Source organism: Pyxidicoccus trucidator, from assembly GCF_010894435.1.
Taxonomy (GTDB): Bacteria; Myxococcota; Myxococcia; order Myxococcales; family Myxococcaceae; genus Myxococcus; species Myxococcus trucidator.
Genome location: NZ_JAAIXZ010000003.1, coordinates 427,133 through 447,450 on the forward strand (window position 1 = coordinate 427,133; position 20,318 = coordinate 447,450).

At 70.8% G+C, this 20,318-nt stretch carries 18 protein-coding genes; 7 read left to right on the top strand and 11 right to left on the bottom strand.

The window, feature by feature from the left end:
- The first annotated feature begins 233 nt into the window (after positions 1-233).
- A complete protein-coding gene (locus tag G4D85_RS11735; RefSeq protein ID WP_164011180.1) occupies positions 234-602 on the top strand; it encodes a helix-turn-helix transcriptional regulator in 369 nt (122 codons plus the stop codon).
- A gap of 26 nt (positions 603-628) precedes the next feature.
- Here the strand turns inward: G4D85_RS11735 and G4D85_RS11740 are convergent, their stop codons facing one another.
- Genes G4D85_RS11740 through G4D85_RS11755 form a run of 4 tightly spaced genes read right to left on the bottom strand, consistent with a single transcriptional unit; the run spans position 629 to position 5,566 of the window.
- Complete coding sequence (locus G4D85_RS11740) at positions 629-2,155, bottom strand: response regulator (RefSeq protein ID WP_164011182.1); 1,527 nt, start codon at positions 2,153-2,155, stop codon at positions 629-631.
- Positions 2,148-4,196, bottom strand: a complete 2,049-nt coding sequence (locus G4D85_RS11745) for a hybrid sensor histidine kinase/response regulator (protein WP_164011184.1) — start codon at positions 4,194-4,196, stop codon at positions 2,148-2,150. The genes G4D85_RS11740 and G4D85_RS11745 overlap by 8 nt, the downstream gene beginning before the upstream one ends.
- Entirely contained in the window at positions 4,193-4,897 is a 705-nt protein-coding gene (locus G4D85_RS11750; RefSeq protein WP_164011186.1) for a hypothetical protein, read from the bottom strand. Before G4D85_RS11750 ends, G4D85_RS11745 begins: the two co-directional genes overlap by 4 nt.
- A 6-nt stretch (positions 4,898-4,903) precedes the next feature.
- Positions 4,904-5,566, bottom strand: a complete 663-nt coding sequence (locus G4D85_RS11755; protein ID WP_240359215.1) for a cobalamin B12-binding domain-containing protein — start codon at positions 5,564-5,566, stop codon at positions 4,904-4,906.
- A 312-nt stretch (positions 5,567-5,878) separates the two neighbouring features.
- Between G4D85_RS11755 and G4D85_RS11760 the strand changes: the two genes are divergently transcribed.
- Positions 5,879-8,437, top strand: coding sequence for a sensor histidine kinase (locus G4D85_RS11760; protein ID WP_164011190.1), 2,559 nt, complete (start codon positions 5,879-5,881; stop codon positions 8,435-8,437).
- Here G4D85_RS11760 and G4D85_RS11765 read toward each other — a convergent pair.
- The 3 genes from G4D85_RS11765 to G4D85_RS11775 all read right to left on the bottom strand — a co-directional run bounded on the left by G4D85_RS11765 (position 8,434) and on the right by G4D85_RS11775 (position 11,052).
- Complete coding sequence (locus tag G4D85_RS11765) at positions 8,434-8,931, bottom strand: type II TA system antitoxin MqsA family protein (RefSeq protein ID WP_164011192.1); 498 nt, start codon at positions 8,929-8,931, stop codon at positions 8,434-8,436. The two genes, G4D85_RS11760 and G4D85_RS11765, sit on opposite strands and share 4 nt — an antisense overlap.
- Positions 8,928-9,200, bottom strand: a complete 273-nt coding sequence (locus tag G4D85_RS11770) for a DUF4258 domain-containing protein (protein WP_205525515.1) — start codon at positions 9,198-9,200, stop codon at positions 8,928-8,930. Before G4D85_RS11770 ends, G4D85_RS11765 begins: the two co-directional genes overlap by 4 nt.
- 343 nt (positions 9,201-9,543) lie before the next feature.
- Positions 9,544-11,052: a sensor histidine kinase gene (locus G4D85_RS11775; protein WP_164011196.1), complete on the bottom strand. Its 1,509-nt coding sequence runs from the start codon at positions 11,050-11,052 to the stop codon at positions 9,544-9,546.
- Positions 11,053-11,389: 337 nt separating this feature from the next.
- Here G4D85_RS11775 and G4D85_RS11780 point away from each other — a divergent pair, with 337 nt between their 5' ends.
- From G4D85_RS11780 to G4D85_RS11790, 3 genes are all read left to right on the top strand, one after another.
- Positions 11,390-11,875, top strand: coding sequence for an RNA polymerase sigma factor (locus G4D85_RS11780; protein WP_164011198.1), 486 nt, complete (start codon positions 11,390-11,392; stop codon positions 11,873-11,875).
- Entirely contained in the window at positions 11,872-12,696 is an 825-nt protein-coding gene (locus G4D85_RS11785; RefSeq protein ID WP_164011200.1) for an ActD-like protein, read from the top strand. Before G4D85_RS11780 ends, G4D85_RS11785 begins: the two co-directional genes overlap by 4 nt.
- Before the next feature lie 65 nt (positions 12,697-12,761).
- Complete coding sequence (locus tag G4D85_RS11790; protein WP_240359216.1) at positions 12,762-13,307, top strand: peptidase; 546 nt, start codon at positions 12,762-12,764, stop codon at positions 13,305-13,307.
- Positions 13,308-13,334: 27 nt separating this feature from the next.
- Here the strand turns inward: G4D85_RS11790 and G4D85_RS11795 are convergent, their stop codons facing one another.
- Positions 13,335-13,829, bottom strand: coding sequence for a DUF6748 domain-containing protein (locus tag G4D85_RS11795; protein ID WP_164011204.1), 495 nt, complete (start codon positions 13,827-13,829; stop codon positions 13,335-13,337).
- 272 nt (positions 13,830-14,101) lie between these two features.
- Here G4D85_RS11795 and dnaN point away from each other — a divergent pair, with 272 nt between their 5' ends.
- Positions 14,102-15,208 carry a DNA polymerase III subunit beta gene (gene dnaN / locus G4D85_RS11800; RefSeq protein WP_164011206.1) on the top strand — a complete coding sequence of 369 codons (1,107 nt, stop codon included), beginning with the start codon at positions 14,102-14,104 and terminating at the stop codon, positions 15,206-15,208.
- Between the two features lie 78 nt (positions 15,209-15,286).
- On the opposite strand, the gene G4D85_RS11805 is transcribed toward dnaN, so the two are convergent.
- A complete protein-coding gene (locus G4D85_RS11805; protein WP_164011208.1) occupies positions 15,287-16,864 on the bottom strand; it encodes an arylsulfatase in 1,578 nt (525 codons plus the stop codon).
- 280 nt (positions 16,865-17,144) lie between these two features.
- Between G4D85_RS11805 and G4D85_RS11810 the strand changes: the two genes are divergently transcribed.
- Complete coding sequence (locus G4D85_RS11810) at positions 17,145-18,350, top strand: ATP-binding protein (RefSeq protein ID WP_164011210.1); 1,206 nt, start codon at positions 17,145-17,147, stop codon at positions 18,348-18,350.
- An 82-nt stretch (positions 18,351-18,432) separates the two neighbouring features.
- Here the strand turns inward: G4D85_RS11810 and G4D85_RS11815 are convergent, their stop codons facing one another.
- Positions 18,433-19,686, bottom strand: coding sequence for a DUF1990 family protein (locus tag G4D85_RS11815; protein ID WP_164011212.1), 1,254 nt, complete (start codon positions 19,684-19,686; stop codon positions 18,433-18,435).
- A 4-nt stretch (positions 19,687-19,690) separates the two neighbouring features.
- The gene (locus G4D85_RS11820) at positions 19,691-20,314 is read right to left on the bottom strand and encodes a DUF1990 family protein (RefSeq protein ID WP_164011213.1); all 624 of its coding nucleotides are present in this window, start codon (positions 20,312-20,314) and stop codon (positions 19,691-19,693) included.
- Positions 20,315-20,318: the final 4 nt, after the last annotated feature.

Here is a 20,318-nt window from a genome sequence, read left to right on the forward strand (position 1 = left end):
TAGGTCACCCGCGTTCCGGGCCCTTCCTGCGTGCGGGAGGGACTCCGAGAGCCCTCCCCCGAGGGGCGTTCCGTCGAGGGAGGCACGCTGCCGACACGGCCATGCGAACCCCGAGAGTCCACCTCGTGGGCAGCAACCCTACGGGTGAACAACTTGAGGCTGACCCGGCAAGTTCTGTCTGTCTGCCTCCATACGTCCTATGCCAGCGACCAAACGTTTCGGGTCGGTAAGGCATGGACAAGAAACTCGCAACCACCATTGGAGCAGCGGCGCGCGCCGCCCGGACCCGTCTGGAGCTCACGCAGGCCGACGTCGCCGAGCGCATCGATGTGGCCACCGAGGTCTACGGGCGCCTGGAGCGCGGCGGCATGCTGCCCAGCGTCCAGACGCTGCTGAAGCTGTGCCACGAGCTGCACGTCTCCGCGGACGAGCTGCTGGGCCTGGCTTCGCACGGCAACGCCAACACCTCGCGCGCCGCGGAGCCGCCGCCCTCGCCCCAGGAGCGGCCCGAAGTCAGGCGCCTGCTGCGCACCGTGCGCCAGCTGGACCCCTCGAAGGTGAAGCTGCTGGGCCTCGTCGCCAACGCGCTGGGCCGGCGCTGAAGCACTGCGCCCCCCGCGTCACCGCCTCACAGCGCTGACAGGAGCCGATCCAACTCGTCTGGCTTCACCGGCTTGACGAGGTGCAGGTCGAAGCCCGCGCGCAGGGCGCGGTCCTGCCCCTCCGGACCGCCGTAGCCCGTAATCGCCACCAGCCGGATGCTCTGGCCCACCCGCGAGCGCAGCTCCTGCGCCACCCGGTAGCCGTCCATCCCCGGCAGGCCGATGTCCACCAGCGCCAGCTCCGGGAACTGCGTCAGCGCCAGGGCCAGGCCCTGGAGGCCGTCCGGCGCCACCACCACCTGGTGGCCCCACAGCTCCAGCAAGTCCCTCATGGCCTGCCGCGCGTCCGAGTTGTCCTCCACGAGGAGGATGCGCCGCCCGCGCCGCTTGTCCGTGCCCCGGCTCGGGTCGGCGGAGAGGCCCGCCTCGTGCAGCAGCGGCAGCTTCACCACGAACTCGCTGCCCCGGCCCGGGCCGTCGCTGAGGGCGTGCACTTCGCCGTCGTGCATCTGCACCAGCTTGCGCACCAGCGTCAGGCCGATGCCCAGGCCCCCGCGCGAGCGCTCCAGGGACGTGTCCGCCTGGGCGAACAGGTCGAAGATGTAGGGCAGCACGTCCGCGGCAATGCCGATGCCGGTGTCCCGCACCCGCACCACCGCCTTCGCCGAGCCGTCCACGCCCTCGCGCTCCACGCGCAGGCTGATGGAGCCGCCGTCCGTGTACTTGGCGGCGTTGTCCAGCAGGTTGGTGAAGACCTGCTCCAGCCGCGTGGCGTCCGCGTTCACCCACAGCGGGACGGAGGGCAGCGACACCTCCAGGCCCAGCCCGCGCGACTCGGCGATGGGGCGCGCCACCTGGAGCACCTGCTGCAGGACGGAGAGCAGGTCCACCCGGCCGTTTCGCAGCTCCACCCTGTCGCGGGTGATGCGGCTCACGTCCAGCAGGTCATCCACCAGCCGGGCCAGGTGGTGCGTCTGCCGCTGGATGATGCCGCGCATGCGCGCTTCCTTGGCGTCGTCCGTGGGCTTGCGCTCCAGGATGCCAATGGCCGTCATGATGGCGGCCAGCGGGTTGCGCAGCTCGTGGGCCAGCATGGCGAGGAACTCGTCCTTGCGCCGGTCCATCTCCGCCAGCTCCTCGGCGCGCAGGCGCGCGGCCTGCTCCGCGTGGCGCAGGCGCAGCAGCGACTTCACCGTGGCGATGAGCTCCGCGGCCTCGAAGGGCTGGGTGAGGTAGGCGTCCGCGCCGCCGTCCAGGGCGCGGACCTTCTTGTCCGACGAGACGAAGGTGGCGGACGTGTGCAGCACCGCCATGGCCGCGGTGCCGGGGTTGGCGCGCAGCCGCTCGCAGACCTCGTAGCCGCTGATGTCGGGCAGCTTCACGTCCAGGACGACGACGTCCGGGCGGTGCTGCTCCGCCACGAGCAGCGCGCTCAGGCCGGTGGCGGCCTCCAGCACCCGGAAGCCCGACATCTCCAGGATGCGGTTGACGAGGTACCGGTTGGCGTCGTCGTCGTTGACGTTGAGGACGGTGGCCAGTCGGGGCTCAACCACGGCGGTGACCCTCCTGCAGGGCGTGGGAGCCGAGCCCCGCCTTGGTCAGGGCGTCGCGGATGCGGGTTATCGCCACCTCGCGGCTCAGCGTGTGCTTGGAGAGGATGGCGGCCGTCTCCTTGGCCAGGCGCGTGCGCTCGTCCTCCTGCAGCTCGTGCGAGGTGTGCAGGATGACGGGGATGTCGCGCGTGCGCGGGTCCGCCTTCAGGTCGTCCAGCACGTCGAAGGCGGTGATGTCCGGGAGGACGAAGTCCAGGAAGATGAGGTGCGGGGCCTGCTCGCGCGCCAGCCGCACGCCCTCCTTGCCGCCGGAGGCCTCCAGCAGCACGTAGGGCAAATCCTTGAGGAGCTGCTTGAGCAGGTAGCGGTGGACGTCGTCGTCGTCGATGAGGAGCAGCCGCTCCACCGGCCCGCTGCGGGCCATGGCGGAGAGCTTCTTCTGCAGCCGGACTTCGTCCACCGGCTTGAGCCAGAACTCGTCGGCGCCCAGCGCGCGGGCCTTCTGCTCGCGGTCCATCATGGTGACGACGAGCACGGGGATGTCGCGCGTGGCCTCGCTGTTCTTCATGTCCGCGAGGAAGTTCCAGCTCGTCTCCCCCTCCAGCATGACGTCCAGCACCATGGCGGCGGGGCGCACGCGCTCCATGACACGCCGGGCCTCCTCCGTGCTGCGCACCGGCAGCACCTGGAAGCCAGAGCGCGCCAGATACTTCTCGTAGAGGAAGAGCGTCTGCCGGTCGTCCTCCAGCACCAGCACCGGGGCGCGGCTGGGGTCCAGTTGCTCGCTGCGCGCGGTGAGCCCCGTCATCTCCGCCACCTCGGTGTGGACGCGGGGAATGGTGACGGTGAAGGTGGTGCCCTGGCCCAGGGCGCTCTTCATGGCGAGGCTGCCGCCCAGCACCTCCGTCAGCTTGCGCGCCAGCGGCAGGCCCAGGCCGGTGCCCTTCACCTTGCGCTGCAGCGGGCTGTCCACCTGGGAGAACTCCTCGAAGACGCGCGCGTGGTTCTCCGGGGCGATGCCAATGCCCGTGTCCTGCACGGTGAACACCACCGTATCGCGCGGGCCCGGGGCCACCGAGACGGTGACGTGGCCGGCCTCGGTGAACTTCAGCGCGTTGGAGACGAGGTTGCGCAGCACCTGGCTGAGGCGGGACTCGTCCGTCTCCAGCTCCAGCGTGTTCTCCGGCTCCACCATGCGCAGCTCCACCGGCGACTCTGGCGGGAGCAGCGGCTTCATCATGCCGCGCAGCGCGCTGAACACATCACTCACCACGAAGCGGCTGTGGCGCAGCGTGGTCTTGCCGGCATCCATCTTGGAGAGGTCCAGCAGGTCATTGACGAGCTCGAAGAGGGCCTCCGCGGAGCTGCGGATGAACTGGACCTGCTTCTCCTGCTCACCGCTGAGTGCCCCGTTGATGGGATTGAGGAGGACTTTCGAGAGGCCGAGGATGGAGTGCAGCGGGGTGCGGAACTCGTGGCTGACGTTGGCCACCACCCGGCCCTTGATTTCGGCGGCGAGCTGGAGGCTCTCCGCCTTCTCGTCCAGGGCGACGTGGAGGCTGCGCACGCCGCGGTTGGACTCCTCCAGCTCGCGGTTGAGGCGGGTCAGCTCGTCCGCGCGGCGCTTGAGCTCGCGCTGCTGGCGCTCCGTCTCGCGGTGGAGCGTGGACACCTCGCTGAGGGTGGTGCTCACCTGCTCCAGCGCGCTGCCGTAGTCCTCCGGCACCAGGCTGCCCACCAGGAGCACGTTGCCTTCATGGGGGCGGGCGCGGAAGGCAAAGGTGGTCGGCTTGTCCTCGCGACAGAGGATGAGCTCCCAGCCGTCCACCCGCTCGTCGCGGGCCTGGACGAGGAGCTTGTCCACCTTCTCCTCGGTCCCCCTGGCGGCGAGGCCGCGCAGCGTCTGGCCCGGCTTCGCGGCGAGAAGGGACTGGGCGCGCGCATCCACCCAGGTGAGGGTGCCGTGCGCGTCGCAGACGAGGGTGACCTCCCGGCTCAGGTCGTCGAAGAGGCGGACATCGGGAGAGGCGGGGTGCCTCATGAACGGGTCTCCTCCCAGGACACGCCCGCCGTGGCGAGCAGGTTTCGTGCTTCCGGGTGCCGCGAGCCCAGCACGGACTTCAACATGCCGAGCACGCTGGGAAATGCCAGCAGGCCAAAGCCGCGCCGCGGCCAGAAGCCGACGTACCAGCGCACATGGTCGCCCATCACCTCCGGACGTCCTGACGCCAGCGAGTCCGCGAGGTAGGACAGGTGGAGCTGCAGCTCCTCTTCGAGGCGCGGGCGGTCCTCGGGGAGGATGTAGAGCGTCAGGCGGCCGGCGGCGGCGTGGGCCAGCTCGGGCGCGTCCTTTTCCAGGAGGTGGGCGGGCCCTTCCGGGTAGCGCAGGGCCTCCCGCGCGGCGCGCACATAGTCGTGGGGCAGGGTGCCGGGGCCCCAGCCTTCGGCCTCCAGCGCCCGGGCCAGGCCGGCGAAGTGGCTGTCGAGGTGTCGCGTGCACATGCCGCGCGACACGAGCAGCGTGCGCAGCCAGCGGGCGTAGCCCTCCATGACGGAGGGGCGCTGCTCGTCCAGGGCCTGGACGAGGTAGCGCACGTGGAAGGCGGCGTCCTCATCGCCGAAGCGACGGGAGCGCTCCAAGCCGTAGCGGGCCTCCCAGAAGGGGTCCTGGTACAGCGCGGCCACGGAGGTGGTGGCCAGGTGGCTCGCCTTTGCTTCCACGAGTCTGCTCAGCGGCTCCATGGTTGTTCAAACTCCCAGCGTCCGGCAGGCGGAGGCCACCAGCTCGCGTGCGTCCTTGCCGAAGAAGCTGACGCCCAGGTCCTGTTCCAGGTCCGGGGCCCAGCGGAAGGCGAGCCCGCCCACGGCGATGGGAACGCCGGGAGCGGCCGCGCGCGCGTGCTTCACGGCCTCGCGCAGTTGGGGCAGGTGGTACGTCATCGTCACCGACAGCGCGAGCAGGTCCGGACGCACGTCGCGGACCATGCGCGCCAGGTGCTCGGGCGGCACGTTGGCGCCGAGGAAGCGCACGTCGAAGCCGGCCATCTCCAGGAAGTCGCTGGCCATGCGCGCGCCCACCTCGTGCAGCTCCCCCTCCACGCAGGACATCATGACGACCTTGCCGTTGTCCGGGTCCCTGGGCAGGTGGCGGTACAGGTGGGCCAGGGCGAGCTGGGAGATGGAGGTGGCCAGGTGCTCCTGCGCCACGGAGATGATGTTCTCCTGCCACAGCCGGCCAATCTCGTACTGGGCCTGCTGGATGACTTCCAGGTGCAGCGTCTGGAGGGGAATGCCGCGCAGGAGTCCCTCGTCCACCAGCAGGCGCAGGGCTTCCCGCCGGTTTCCGGCGAGCTGCGCGGCGAGGTACTGCTCACGCAAGGCGGTGGGGGAGGGGTCGGTCTGAGGGAGCACGGGCAGGGAGGACACGGGCAGGGGGCGGAAGCTAGTAATGAACGGACGGTAGTGGGGACCCGTTTCCCGGTTACAGCGAAGCAGGAGCGTTTTCATCGACCACCTGACACTGGAAGGCCCTTCCGTAGGAGCCTCCGCCCGCCCGCCTGCTCTGTAGCTTTTTCAGATCAGCCCTGCGGGCGCCTGGCGGGAGGATGCGCACGGCTCTGCGAGCGGTTCATCCCTGAGTCTCCGCCGCCCCGTCAGGGCCCTTCGGGGTGCTGGACATTGACCCGTCCCGGCTGGAGTGTCCGACACGGAGGTACGCAATCCTTGGAGCCACGCGCGCAGCGTCCTGCCACGACCTGGCTGCCGGGAGAGAGCGAGCTCGCCTCGCTCACCCGCGCGCTGGACTGGTCCAAGACTCCCGTGGGCCCCATGGAGGCGTGGCCCCACTCGCTGCGCGGCGTGCTCTCGACGCTGCTCACCTGCCGCCAGCCGATGTTCCTGTGGTGGGGGCAGGAGATGGTGCAGTTCTATAACGACGCGTATCGGCCGAGCCTCGGCGTCGACCGCCATCCCAGCGCCCTGGGCGCGCGCGGGCGCGAGTTCTGGACGGACATCTGGGACGTCATCGGCCCGCTCATCCACCGCGTCCAGGGGGGCGAGTCCGTCTGGTTCGAGGACCAGCGCATTCCCATCCAGCGCGGTGGTGGCTTCCAGGAGGTCTTCTGGACGTTCAGCTACAGCCCGGTGCGTGACGACGACGGCGGCGTGGGGGGCGTGCTGGTGGTCTGTACCGAGACGACGCAGAAGGTGCTGGGCGAGCGCCGACTGCGCACGTTCAAGGACCTGGCCGTGAGCGCGCTGGACGTGGGCGACGAAGCGGCCGCGGGTGCCGCCGCGGAGACGGTGCTCGCGCGCAACGCGGCCGATGTCCCCTTCTCCGCCCTGTACCTGGGAGGGGCCGACAGCCCCTTCCTGCGCCGCGTGGGCCTCACCGGGCTCGAGCCCCACTCGCCCGCCGCGCCCCAGCGCGTGGAGCCCACGGACGCGCGCTCCGTGTGGCCGCTCTGGCAGGCCCTGCGCACCGGCAGGCCGGTGTGGGTGTCGGACGTGCAGGCGCGCGTGCCGGGCCTCGCGGCGGGCCTCTGGCCCGAGCCCGTCCGGGACGCGTGCGTGCTACCCCTGCCCGAGCCGGGAGGAGAGGGCGTGCGCGGCGTGCTCCTGGTGGGCTGCAGCCCGCGCCTGTCGTTCGGGCCCGAGCTCCAGGACTTCTTCGCGCTGCTCGCCAGCCAGCTGGGCGCGGTGCTGGCGCGGGCCAGCGCGGGCGCCGAGCGCGAGCGGCTGCTGGTGGAGGTGGCGCGGGCGCACGCGGGGGCGGAGGCCGAGCGCACGCGTCTGCGCAACCTGCTCGAGGCGGCGCCAGCGGTCATCTGCACGCTGCGGGGGCCCGAGCACGTCTTCGAGCTGGCCAACCCGCTCTACCAGGAGCTGGTCTCCGGCAAGCGCTCCTTGCGGGGCCGCACCGTCGCCGAGGCGCTGCCGGAGGTCGCGGAGCAGGGCTTCATCCAGTTGCTGGATGACGTGTACCGCACGGGGAAGCCCTTCGTCGGGCAGGAGGTGCGCCTGCTGCTGGACCGTCAGGGGACGGGGCACCTCGAGGAGACGTTCCTGACCTTCATCTACCAGGCGCGGCGTGGGGTGGGGGGTGAGGTGGAGGGCATCGACGTCTTCGCTTTCGAGGTGACGGAGCAGGTCCTGGCCCGGCGGCGGGCGGAGTCCGTCGCGGACGCCTTGCGGCGGAGTGAGGAGCGCAGCCGCATGGTGGAGCAGGCGGCGGGCGTCGGCACGTGGGAGCTCGACCTCGCCACCCGGTGGCTGCGGATGGACGCAATCACCCGCGAGCTCCTCGCGCTGCCGGGGGAGGATGACCTGTCGCTGGAGGCCGTCCTCGCCGTCATCCTCGCCGAGGACCGGGGACACGTGGTGGAGGCGATAGAGTCCGCGCTGCGGGGCGAGCGCGCCGGTGCCTTCGCCGTCGAGTACCGCGTCGCCACGCCCGGCGGCGCGGTGCGCTGGGTGGAGGGGCGGGGGCGCGCGTACTTCGACGCTGGCGGCCGGCCCGAGCGCTTCCTGGGCACGGCCATGGACATCTCCGTGCGCAAGGAGGCCGAGCAGCAGACGCGCCGGAGCGCCGAGTTCGAGCAGCAGCTCATCGGCATCGTCTCGCATGACTTGCGCAACCCGTTGAGCTCCATCCTCCTGGGCGCGCAGACGGTGTTGCGCGGGGAAGGGCTGAGTGAGCGGCAGCTCCGCAATACGCTGCGCATCCAGACTTCCGCCGAGCGCGCGGTGCGGATGATTCACGACCTGCTCGACTTCACCCAGGCGCGCATGACGGGCGGGCTCCCGGTGCGGCCCGAGCCCCTGGACCTGCATGCCCTGGTCCGGCAGGTGGTGGACGAGGTGCAGGTGTCCCATCCGGAGCGCACCGTGCGGTTGGAGCAGCAGGGAGAGGGCCGGGGCGCGTGGGATGCGGGCCGCGTGGCGCAGGTGGTGAGCAACCTGCTCTCCAATGCACTCGCGTACAGCCCCGCGGACACGCTCGTGACGGTGACGACGCGAGGCGAGGCGGAGGCGCTGGTGCTCGAGGTGCACAACACGGGCTCACCCATTCCCGCCGACGTCCTGCCGCGCCTCTTCCGGCCCATGGAGCGCGGCGTCCCCACGGACAGCACCCGCCGCAGCGTGGGGCTGGGGCTCTACATCGTGGACCAGGTGGTGCGCTCCCACGGTGGGCGCGTGGAGGTGCGCTCCAGCGTCGAGCAGGGCACCGTCTTCACGGTGCGGCTGCCGCGCAACGTCAAGGGTTCGGCGCCCGGCGGTTAGCCTGGCGCGGCCTGCTCCACCGTCCAGCCCTGCTTCTTCGGCTTGAGGCGCACGCGCAGCGGGGTGGCCTCGGTGGTCGCGACATGTTCGAGCCGCTCCAGCGGGTACTCCTTCACGGGGTGCTCACGCACGGCCATCAGCCGCAGCAGCCGCTCCGCCATGGGGCCCATGGCGAGGGGCTTGTCGGTCCGCTCCCAGCGGGACACCGTCTCCTTCGTCACGCCCATGCGCCGGGCCAGGTCGGTGCCCGACATTCCCAGGTAGGTGCGCAGGAAGCGGATCTCCCTCGCCGTGAGCCCCGCCTCCTTGCGCGCGAGCAGCAGGGCGAGCTGCGTATGGAGCTGCTCGACGTTCGAGTAGCTGATCTCCTCCTCGCCGCAGGCCGGGCAGTGGCGGACCTGGACGCCCTCGACGATGACGCCCTCCAGCCCCGCGTAGGCCCTCCGCGTCTCCTGCCGGGACGTCATGCTCCCACCGCACTGCGTGCACTTCATCGCTTCTTCCTCCATGCCGTGATGACCACCAGCTCCGTGTCGTCCCGGAACGCCACGACGACACACAGCAGCCCGGTGTGCACCCGGTAGGTCCAGTCCACCTGCCCCATCTCCGCCGGCTCGGTGATGTGGCCTCCCCGCAGCACGTTCGTCACGTCGACCTCTGTCAGGTCGTCCTTCTCCAGCTCCTCTCGCGCGTGACGCGAGTAACCCACCCGCCCAGCTCTCAGGATGGCCGAGATGCGCTTTCGGGCCGCGTTCGCGGTCAACGCCCTTTCATCATCAATAGTTGATGCCATATCAATAGTTGCTCCAGGCGCTCATTGCAAGGCGCACCTCGCTCGCGGATGCCTCACCATGAGTTGATGAGCACGCGGTCATGCACCGCCTGGCCGCTTGCCCGACCTGGCCGTGTGTGCAGGACTCGTGCCTTGTGGGCGGCTGGAGTGGGGGCAGGACGTCCCGGTTTCGTGCTTCAGGGGATGCCGTCACGACGGGGCGCGCAGGTCGCGCGTGGACACGACGTCATCCATTCCTCCGGACCGGACCGGGTCCAGCGATGGGACGCCCGCATGGCACGCGCCAGGGACCTCCAGGTCGGAACGTCAGGCGCTACGGCGTGGCCGGCGGCACGTCCTGTCGCGGCAGCCGCACGGTGAAGGTGGTGCCGCGGCCGGGCGCGGAGTCCAGCTCCACCGTGCCACCGTGCGCGTCCACGAGGTGCCGGACGATGTAGAGCCCCAGGCCGATGGAGCGACTGGAGGCGCTCCCCGTTCTCAGTCCCCGGCGCATGGGCTCGAAGAGGGCCTCCTGGAGCTCCGCGGGGATGGGCTCGCCCCCGTTGTGGACGGAGAGGCGCCACTCGGCGTCGGTGCTCCACGCGCGCACGGTGACGGGCTCGCCCGTCGGGCCGTAGGTGAGCGCGTTGGAGAGCAGGTTGGTCATCACCTGCGCCATCCGGTCCGCGTCCCAGACGCCGTGCCCGTCGCCCGACAGCTCCAGCCGCACCTCGCGCTCCGGATGGGCCACGCGCAAGTCCTCCACCACGCCGCGCACCACGGGGTGCAGGTCCGAGGCCGTGCGCTCCAGGGTGATGCCTCCGCCCAGCCGCGCCTGGGTGAAGTCGAGCAGGTCTCGAATCATCCGGCTGGCCCGCTCGCCATTGGAGACGATTCGCCCGAGCTGCTTCCGGGTGCGCTCGTCGAAGTCCTCGCGGCGCTCCAGCGTGGACGCCGCCAGGAGCATGACGGAGAGCGGGTTGCGCAGGTCGTGCGAGACGATGCCGATGAGCTGCTGCTCGAAGTCCGCGCGCCGACGCAGCTCGTCCTCCACCCGCTTGCGCTCGGTGATGTCCTTGGCCACGCCGATGAAGCCCAGGTGCTCGCCGCGCTCGCCGCGCATCAGCGTGGTGTGGATGTCCACCCAGACGTCGGCGCCGTCCTTGCGCCGCCCCTTCCACTCACCCCGGTAGTCTTCTCCCGCGACGATGCGAGCGATGTCCCGGGTGGCCTCGGCCAGGTCCTGCTCCGGGTAGAGGCGCGCGGTGGTGCCGCCCAGCATCTCCTCCCGGGTGTAGCCGAAGAGGCGCTCGGCGCCGTGGTTCCAGTGGGTGATGCGGCCTTGCAGGTCCGTCACCACCACGCTGTCGCGGACGTTGCGGAGGATGCTGGCCTGCTCGCGCAGCGTCGCGTTGGCCTGCTCGAGCTCGGCGCGCATGGCCCGCTCGGCATCCAGGAGGTTGGACTGCCGGCGCGCGGACGCCCGTGCGCGCAGCAGCGTGTGGAGGGTGGCCAGCAGCTCGGACGGGTCCACGGGAGCGACGAGGTAGCTGTCCGCGCCCCCCTGGAGCCCCTCCACCCGGTCCGTGGTGGAGGTGAAGGCCGAGGAGAGCTGGATGACGGGGATGGCGGCCGTCACCGCGTCCTGCTTCAGCCGCTGGCAGACCTCGAAGCCGAGCATGTCCGGCAGCCTCACGTCGAGCAGGACGGCGTCCGGCAGCTCGCGGGCACGGCGGAGCGCCTCTTCGCCGCTCGGCGCCTCCACCGTGGCGAAGCCCGCCTGCTTCAGCGTGACGCAGAGCAGGTAGCGGCTCGCCTCGTGGTCGTCGACCACGAGAATCACGGGCGCGGGACGGGTGGACGGGCGTGTGCCTTCGGAGACCATCTCAGGGAAGGATTACCCGCTCTCTTTCGGGTTTCTTCCGCGTCCCACCGGTGATGTCGGGTACTGGTGCGAGCAAGCGCCCGGTGCCCGGTGACGCACACGTCACGGCGGGGCTGAGGAGGCAAGACACGCACCGGGCGTGAAGGAGGCCGGGCGGGCGGCGGGTGGGAAAAGCGGGCCCGGCGGGTGGCCGGGGAGGGCAAAACGGGGTACGGACGCGGCGGTGAAGGGGCGCGGTGACAGTTTTCCGGGGCCCCGGTGTTCCCTTTCGCGAAACGAGGGAGGCGCGACTCCGGTGTCAATCGATGTGGAGGCCTACTACCGCCGCTACGGCCCCCAGGTGCTCCGGCGCTGCCGCTTCCTCCTGCGTGACGAGGAGAAGGCCGTGGACGCCATGCACGACGTCTTCGTGCAGCTCTTGCGCTACCGGGGGGCGCTGAAGGACAGCGCACCTTCCAGCCTGCTGCACCGCATCGCCACCACCGTGTGCCTCAACAAGCTGCGCGGGGCGAAGCGGCGGCCGGAGGACCGGGAGGACGAGCTGGTGCTGCAGATTGCCTCCGCGGAGGACCCCGAGTCGCGCACCGCGGCGCGAGGCGTGCTGGACCGGCTCTTCGGCCGGGTGCCCGCCTCCAGCCAGGACATCGCCGTGCTGCACCTGGTGGATGGAATGACGCTGGAGGAGACGGCCCGCGAGGTGGGCATGTCCGTGTCCGGTGTGCGCAAGCGCCTGCGCGCGCTGTCCGCCGTGCTGCAAGAGCTCGAGCTGGAGGCCGCATGAACTCCCCCCAACGCACGCCCGACTGGCTGCTGGAGCGAATCGCCCTGGGCGAGCTGTCCCCCGAGGAGCTGGCCGCCGCGCGCGCCCGGCTGGCCCGGGAGCCCGACGGACCGGCGCGCCTGGCCGCGCTGGAGGCCGACTCGCGCGCCACGCTGGAGCGGCTGCCACCCCGACAGGTGGTGCGTGAAATCGAGGCTCGCGCCTCCTCGGCGGCGGCCTCCGCGTCCCGGAAGGAGGCCCGCCCCCCTTCGCGGCGCCTGGCACCGGCGTGGGGCCTCCTGGTGCCGGCGCTCGCCACCGTGGCCCTCTTCGTCCTGGCACGCCCGGACGACCTGGCGGACTCAGGACCGGACCGGCTGACGACGTCCGGCGACTCCTTCGAGACGACGCGCATCAAGGGGCTGGCGCCCCAGCTCGTCGTCCACCGCCAGGCCGCCGCGGGCTCCGAGCGCCTCACCGACGGGGCTCCCGCCGCCGCGGGTGACGTGGTGCAGCTGGCGTACGTGGCCGCGGGCCGCACCCACGGCGTCATCCTCTCCGTGGACGGGCGTGGCTCCGTCACCCTGCATGCGCCGGACGTGGGAAGTCACTCGGTGGCACTCGCGCCGTCAGGCACCCACATGCTGCCCCGCGCGTACGAGCTGGATGACGCGCCGCGCTTCGAGCGCTTCTTCTTCGTCACCGCCGAGGCCCCCTTCGACGTGGAGCCGGTGCTGGCGGCGGCCCGGGCGCTGGCGGAGGGCTCGGACGCCCGCTCGGGTGAATTGTCTTTGCCCGAGGGCTTGACGCAGGTGTCCTTCACGCTGGAAAAGCAGAGGTGATGAAATCCTTTGCGCTCCTCGCATCGTGGCTGTGGGCAGGGGCGGCGGTCGCCGGGGAGCTTCCGGTGGCTTCCCGCCTGATGCCGGTAGCGGGTGGGCCCCGCCTCGCGCAGGCGGCGGGCGGGCCCGACACGGCGGCGACGTCGCGGGCGCTGCGCAAGGGCAAGGTGCACGTCGAGCTGTGGGCCAGCGACATCCAGGTCACCAACCTGGCCGTGAAGTTCGGCGGCGGGCCGTTCTACCTGACGCTGCTGTCGGGCTTCGAGCCGGGGCGGGACGCGCGCTTCAGCTTCGGCGCGGGGCTGGGCGGGCACCTGACGCTGGGCCACCGGCTGTGGGTGGACGGGGACGTGACGGGCGGCGCCGTCCAGCCGGTGCAGAAGCCGCTGGAGGGTGACGGCGGCAACGTGCTGGGGCAGGCGCGGCTGATGCTCGGCTTCCAGGTGCTGCCGCGCCTGGCCGTGTTCGCCGGGCCCACCTACAACCTGTGGTTCGTGTGGGGACAGCCGGACTTCGACTCCATCACCCGGATTTCGGTGAGCGAGAGCCAGCCGGAGCCGGACCGGCGCATCCAGCACTGGCCCGGACTCCAGGTGGGGCTGCACATCTGAGGAGCCGGGCCGTGTGGCCCCGCGCCTTCAGTCGGCGAGCTTGCCGACCTTGAGGACGGTGGCGGCGCCCGCGGGGCCGGCGTTCTGCTTCGTCTCCAGGGTGGCCTCCACCTTGAGGCCCTCGCCCATTTCCGTCTGCTGCGTCAGGGACTGGGTGCGCTCGTCGGAGCCGCCCGTCACGGCGGACAGGTCCAGCTCGTGAATCATCATGGGCTCGGAGCCCGGCTTGTCCGCGCGGGTGGCGTTGAAATAGGGGCAGGGGGTGGTCATGCAGCGCACGCCGCTGTTCTTGACGATGTACACGGCGCTCTCACCCGGCCGCGCCTCGGCGGCGGGGGTGGGGGCCGCGGCGGCGGTGCCGGGCTCGTTGCCCGGAGGCGCGGAGTCGGAGGGCGCGGCGGCCGTCTCCGTGGACGGGGTGCCGGGCTCGCTCGCCGGGGTGCCCGGGGTGGAGGAGGGCTTGCTACAGCCGGCGGCGAAGCCAAGGGCGAGGGCGGCGAGCAGCAGCGGGCGGACGTTCATGGGGGCTCCAGAAAGGGAAGGGGGCTCAGTGTCCTCTGGTTGTGTAACCGGGGCCAGCCCGCAGCGGAGACGTGGGATGGTGACTCGCGGTCAGCTGCACGTGAGGACCTGAACCCCTGGACAGGGACTCTCCGTGTGGATTCACTGCGCGACCGGGCCTGGACAGTGAGGCTTCAGAGGGCGTTTCCGTTCATTGACGAGCCCTCGGGCAGGGGCTACATCCGGCCTCATTGATCGGCCCCTTGGGCCGTGACCTGTAAGGACACCTTCCGATGGAATTCCGCATCGCCGCCGACGAGCTGAAGAGAGCCCTCCACCGCGCTCAGGGCATCGTGGAGCGCAAGACGACGATGCCCATCCTCGCGAACGTGCTCGTCAACGCGAACAAGGGCGGCATCACCGTCACGGCGTTCGACCTGGACATCGGCATCGTCTCCGAGCACCCCGCCGAGGTCATCAAGACGGGCGCCGTCACCCTCAGCGCCAAGTACGTCTTCGACATCGTCCAGAACCTCCCGGACGCCCAGGTCACCCTCAAGAAGCTGGCCAACAACTACGTCGACATCTCCAGTGGCTCGGCCCACTTCAAGATTGTCGGCATGGCCGCCGAGGAGTACCCCAAGCTGCCCAAGGAGGAGAGCGCCCCCATGGTGCAGGTGGGCGGCAACACCCTCCTGGAGATGATCAAGAAGACGCAGTTCGCCATCTCCAGCGACGAGACGCGCTACATCCTCAACGGCGTCTTCTTCGAGCCCCAGGCCGACGGCAAGGTCCGCATGGTCGCCACCGACGGCCACCGCCTGTCGCTCATCGAGCGCGAGGTGCCGGGCGACTTCAAGCTCAAGAGCGGCGTCATCATCCCCCGCAAGGGCCTGATGGAGCTCAAGCGCCTGCTCGACGAGGCCCCCGACGCTGAGTGCCACCTGGGCTTCGCGGAGAACTCGGCCCTGTTCAAGAAGCCGGGCCTGTCCATGGTGATGCGCCTCATCGACGGGCAGTTCCCCGAGTACCAGCGCGTCATCCCCAAGCAGGGTGAGAAGGTCGTCCTCGTGCCCAAGGTGCGCTTCCTGGAGGGCCTCAAGCGCATCGCCCTGCTGTCGGCGGACAAGAGCAACGCCGTGCGCATCGGCCTGGAGGACAACAAGCTCGTCATCACCGCGAGCAACCCGGACCTGGGCGAGGCGAAGGACGTGCTGGAGCTGGCCTACCGCGGCACGGACATCACCATCGGCTTCAACGCGCGCTACCTCATGGACGTGCTCGCCGTCACCGAGACGGACGAGGTCTCCTTCGAGCTGGGCGACGAGCACAGCCCGGGCGTCCTCCACGCCCCCGGCGACCGCAGCTTCACCGCCGTCGTCATGCCCATGCGCGTCTGAGCCTTGACGCCGGCACGGCGGCGGGGGCTGTCGCGCCCTCCACCGCCGTCCGGGGTCTTCATCTCCGCGAGGGAGGGCTCAGTGGACCGCGGGCTGCTCCTCGCCCGTCGCCTCCGAGACTTCCGCGTCCGCGGGCGCCACGCCCAGCCGCTGCTGTTTCTCGCGTGCCTTCTCCAGCGCCTGGCCGATGCTGAAGCTCGCCGGTTTCTGCCGTGGCGGGAACTGCTCGAAGGTCTTCAGGAACTGACCGACGAGGGCCTGGGCCGGAACGAGGATGAACATCCGGTCGGCGATCCACTTGTCGTAGTACATCGACGCGTCCTTGTCGGCCCGCTCGAAGGGGTCGCTCCGGAGGTTGAAGAGCTTCGGAACACGGAGCTCCTTGAATGGATCCCTCCAGACCCCCACGCCATGGCTGGTCTGCTCGAGGAAGTTGACCTTCCACTGGTTGAAGCGCAGGGCCATCAGGTCGCCGTCGTCGCTCCAGTAGAAGAAGGCCCGGCGCGGGTTCTCCTCCACCTCACCCTTGAGGAACGGCAGCAGGTTGTAGCCGTCGATGTGGACCTGGAACTTCTTCTTCCCGGCCGTGTGGCCCCGCTTGAGCTTCTCGACGATGTCAGGCTCACCGGCGGCCGCGAGCAGCGTGGGCAGCATGTCGGTGTGCGAGATGATTTCATTCGAGATTGTCCCCGCCTCGATGACGCCCGGCCAGCGGATGACACACGGCACGCGCCAGCCACCCTCCCAGTTGGTGTCCTTCTCGCCGCGGAAGGGCGTGCTGCCGCCGTCGGGCCAGCTCATCACCTCGGCGCCATTGTCAGTGGAGTACATGACGATGGTGTTGTCGGTGATGCCCAGCTCGTCGAGCTTGTCGAGCAGCCGGCCAACGTGCCCGTCGTGTTCGACCATGCCATCCGGGTAAAGCCCGAGGCCCGTCACCCCCTGCGACTCCTTCTTCAGGTGCGTGAAGACGTGCATGCGAGTCGAGTTGAACCAGCAGAAGAAGGGCTTGCCCTCGGAGTTGCAGCGCTCCATGAAGTCGAAGGTCGCGGACAGGAACTCCTCGTCCACCGTCTCCATCCGCTTGCGCGTGAGCGGGCCGGTGTCCTCGATTTTCTGCGTGCCGTCGGGGTTGGCCCGGCAACGCAGCACCCCGCGTGGCCCGAAGCGCTTCCGGAACCGGGGGTCCTTGGGGTAGTCCTCGGACTCGGGCTCCTCCTCGGCGTTCAGGTGGTAGAGGTTGCCGAAGAACTCGTCGAAGCCGTGGACGGTCGGCAGGAAGTCGTCGCGGTCTCCGAGGTGATTCTTTCCGAACTGGCCGGTGGTGTAGCCCAGGGGCTTCAGCAGGTCGGCGATGGTCGGGTCCTCCGGCTGGAGGCCGATGTCGGCGCCGGGCAGGCCCACCTTGGTGAGTCCCGTGCGGATGGGCGACTGCCCGGTGATGAAGGCGGCGCGCCCCGCCGTGCAGCTCTGCTGCCCGTACCAGTCGGTGAATCGCGCTCCCTGGGCGGCGATGCGGTCGATGTTGGGGGTGCGATAGCCCATGGCCCCCTGGTGGTAGCAGCTCGGGTTGAACCAGCCGATGTCGTCTCCCCAGATGATGAGGATGTTCGGCTTCTTGTCCGTCGCCTTCTTCCCTGTGTTCTTCACGGTCATTCCACTCCCCCAACGCCCGGTAACTGCGTTGCACGAAAACGTGAAGGCAGGGCGTCACAGCGGCAACGGACCCGCGGGCGTGCTCCGTCCTGGGAGCGTGGGCGCGCCCGGCCGCCAGGGCTCGTTGCGCCCGGGGCCTCGTCTGGAAGGGCAGGGCCGCGCTCACCAGGCGCCGAAGCGGGACGGGGCGGCGCCAGCAGGCTCCCGCATCGTTCACTGGTGCGGGTGCCCCGGGACAGGGGGGACTGCCGGCCGCCGGCCACCTCCATATAGTGGAGGCGTGGCCACCCACCCGGACAACCTGCGGGCTCGGCTGGAGGACCGTGCCGACCTCCTGGAGGCCACGCGCCTTCGCTACCGGGCCCTGCGGAGCATGCTGGACGCCTTCTTCTGGAAGGACCGCGTGCGCGCCCAGTTCGAGCTGCTGCGCGAGGTGGCCCAGGCCCAGCCGGAGGTGGATGCCGCGCTCGCCGCGCTGAAGCGCCGCGCCGCCGCCGAGGGGTGGCCCCGCGACGCCGCGCCCATGAAGCTGATGGCCGAGGTGGAGCGTCTGCGCGAGGCCCTGGCGCACCTGGCCTCCAGGCGGCTGCCCGAGGAGGAGCGCCCGGCGACGCTGGGCGAGGCGCTGCTGAAGCTGGAAGAGGTGGTGCTGGAGGCGGGGCCGCTGCTGGGCCGGCGCACCTGGGCACGGGCCGTGGAGCTGCTGCCCCGGAACCTGCCGGAGCTGCGCGCCGCGTGCGCCGCCGCCGAGGTGTTCGAGCGCGTCTTCAAGCGCCCCGCGCCCGAAGGTGTGCTGCCCTTCAGCGCGGACGAGGCGGATGAGCTGCGCCGCGCCCTTCCGCTGGCGGAGTCCGCGCTGGCCGCGCTGTGGGAGCGGCTGGAGCACTTCGACACCAGTGGCCGGGTGAAGGAGTTCCTGGAGCGGCGGGCGCCCCGGGTGCCGCTGCAGGTGCCTCGCAGCGGGCCGGAGCTGCTGCTGCACGCGGCCTTCTGGACGGGCGTGGCGCGGGCGCGGCTGCACGCGCTGCTGGAGGCGCGGCTGGCCCCGGTGGTGGCTCGCGACATGGAGGTGCCGGAGCTGCTCGTCTGGCTGGCGGCGCGCGAGGGTGCCACTCCGGTGCGCGCGCTCGAGGCGAGGCTGGAGTCCTGCGCGGCCTTTGGCGAAGGACGCGCCGCCCTGTTCGAGCTGGCCGCGGAGCTGGCGGCGCTGTCGCGCGAGCGCCCTCACGGAGCCTGGGATGAAGAGGCCGCGTGGGTGCGCCTGTGGAATGCGGCGCAGCGGGCTCGGGGGGAGGAAGGCCCGGACGTGGAGCGGCTGCGGGACGCGCTGCGCCTGTTCATCCTCCTGCGCGGTCAATCCCAGACGCCCGCGCGGTTGTTCTCGCCGGACCGTGCGCGGCCTCCGGCGGCGGACCCGGGCGCGGACGTGAAGGACCTGGCCGCGCTGGTCCACGCCGCCCGCACCGCCGCGTCGCGCGGGACGTAGACGCGCTGCCCGGGCACCTCCGCTCCCTTCCGCGTCGAGCTGCACGCGGAGGGAGCATCTGCTCAGCGGTGGCGTCCTCCGCTCACTCCGCGCGCGCCTCCACCACGGGCATCAGCCGCGAGGCCAGGGCCGCCACCAGCGCATCTTCGGTGAAGGCCGCCGCCACGCTGGGGACATGGAAGCGCTTCGTGGCCACGTTGCGCAGCTCATAGAACGCCCAGGCCGACACCACGGCCGCCGCGCCGCCCAGCACTCCGGCCAGCGCCACCACGCCGCGCCTCTGGCCCGCCACGGAAGAGATTGCGGCCAGCGCTCCCGTGACGACCCGGCCCGCCAGGGGCACGAACTTCACCCGGGCCGGTGTCTTCGGCAGCTTGTCCATCACCAGCTCGCCCAGCGCGAGCAGGCCGAGCACCTTGGGCACCCACGGCTTCGCCAGCGCCTCCGTCAGCGGGTCCGTCCTCGGGCCCGGCGCCTGCGACAGCCGCCGGCTCACCAGCGTGGGTGCACTCATGCTCCGCATCCCGGCCAGCACGCCCAGGCCCAGGGGAGTCAACCATTGTCCTCGATGCACGGCTTCCACCTCCTCGTCCATCTGCGTCTTGCGTTGCCCCGGCGCGCGCTGCGCGAAGAACTGCACCGGGCCCAGGTCCAGCTCGTGGCCGGAGTGCTCCAGCTCTCCCGAGTGTGCCGGCTGGCCCACCAGGTCCGGACGGCGCCGCGTCAGCTCGCGCAGGCGCACGTGCGTCAGCCGGTGCCACGCGCGCTGGTAGCGCCGCCCCACCAGGGTGAAGCCCACGCGGCTCCACCAGTTGGGGAACTCGCCGGGGCGCCAGCTCGCCTCGATGTGGAAGTGCACCTCGCCCGTGTGGTGGTCCTTCTTCAGCAGGAACCACTCACGCCCCGCCTCGATGTGGCCGTCCAGCGTCTCGAAGTTGAAGCCGTAGACGCTGCACTTCTCGCCCTGCTCCTGGCGCGTGCCGCCCACGCGCACCGCGCACAGGTAGCGCAGCTTCTTGCCCAGCGAAATCAGCTCCAGCAGCACGGTGCGTCCCCGCAGCGGCTCGTCGGCGGAGAAGTGCCAGCGGACGATGCGCGGGTCCGAGAAGTCGAACGTCTCCAACACCTTGCGCGCGCGCTCGAAGAGGCCCTCGGGCCTGGGCGGCCCTGGCAGCTCGTGGCCCAGCAGGCCCACGGAGTGCACCTGGCTCCAGCCCGCCTCCAGCGTCATCTCCCCCGCGCCCGCGGCGTAGTTGCGGCCCAGCGCGCGGGCCTCGTGCAGCCGGGGCACCAGCTCGTCCTCCGTCCAACCGGAGAGCCACCGCCACTCAATCATGGTCCTAGTCTCCCTTCGCGATGAACGTGGGGTCCTGCTCCGGGTCCGAGCCCTCGGGCTCGTCCTCCAGCTCCGTGGTGTCGGCGTGGATGACGCCCACCACGCCTTCTCCGGCGGTGACGGCGGCGCGCAGCACGAACTCCGTCCAGGTGTTGGTCTGCATCGCCTCGCCCGCCGTGATGAACCCCATGTAATGGAACTGCGAGCCGGAGCGTGCCCGGCTGCGGATGTGGAAGATGACGTCGCCGTGCTCGTTGCGGTACGCCCCGAAGGTGATTCGGCCCGCCTCCGGGTGGCCCGGCAGGGTGGCGAGCGTGAGGCTCTGCGCGTCCTTGTGGATGACGCGCACGCCGAAGGTGCCCGCGCCCTGAATCTTCACCGACAGCTCGTCGCCGAGCTTCAGCGGCTCGCCCTCGCAGGCTTCGTCCGCGCGCTTGAAGACACACAGCTCCGAGGGCGCGAACTCCGCGAAGCGCTGGCACACCCAATCCATGACGGTCGACGGCGGGTGCTGGCAGTCCTTGATGACCGCCCAGTAGTCGCGCTGGAGCAGCGGCCCCGCCCCATCCTCGGGGAGCAGGAGGTCGGCTGTCTGGTTGCTCTCGGTGTCGGTCGACTCGCTCGCCATCTCG

What these genes read in the sequence shown, in the direction of transcription:
- G4D85_RS11735 (WP_164011180.1), top strand. Translation starts at nt 234, where the DNA reads ATGGACAAGAAACTCGCAACCACCATTGGAGCAGCGGCGCGCGCCGCC.
- G4D85_RS11745 (WP_164011184.1), bottom strand. Translation starts at nt 4,196, where the DNA reads ATGAGGCACCCCGCCTCTCCCGATGTCCGCCTCTTCGACGACCTGAGC.
- G4D85_RS11750 (WP_164011186.1), bottom strand. Translation starts at nt 4,897, where the DNA reads ATGGAGCCGCTGAGCAGACTCGTGGAAGCAAAGGCGAGCCACCTGGCC.
- G4D85_RS11765 (WP_164011192.1), bottom strand. Translation starts at nt 8,931, where the DNA reads ATGAAGTGCACGCAGTGCGGTGGGAGCATGACGTCCCGGCAGGAGACG.
- G4D85_RS11785 (WP_164011200.1), top strand. Translation starts at nt 11,872, where the DNA reads ATGAACTCCCCCCAACGCACGCCCGACTGGCTGCTGGAGCGAATCGCC.
- G4D85_RS11795 (WP_164011204.1), bottom strand. Translation starts at nt 13,829, where the DNA reads ATGAACGTCCGCCCGCTGCTGCTCGCCGCCCTCGCCCTTGGCTTCGCC.
- dnaN (WP_164011206.1), top strand. Translation starts at nt 14,102, where the DNA reads ATGGAATTCCGCATCGCCGCCGACGAGCTGAAGAGAGCCCTCCACCGC.
- G4D85_RS11805 (WP_164011208.1), bottom strand. Translation starts at nt 16,864, where the DNA reads ATGACCGTGAAGAACACAGGGAAGAAGGCGACGGACAAGAAGCCGAAC.
- G4D85_RS11815 (WP_164011212.1), bottom strand. Translation starts at nt 19,686, where the DNA reads ATGATTGAGTGGCGGTGGCTCTCCGGTTGGACGGAGGACGAGCTGGTG.
- G4D85_RS11820 (WP_164011213.1), bottom strand. Translation starts at nt 20,314, where the DNA reads ATGGCGAGCGAGTCGACCGACACCGAGAGCAACCAGACAGCCGACCTC.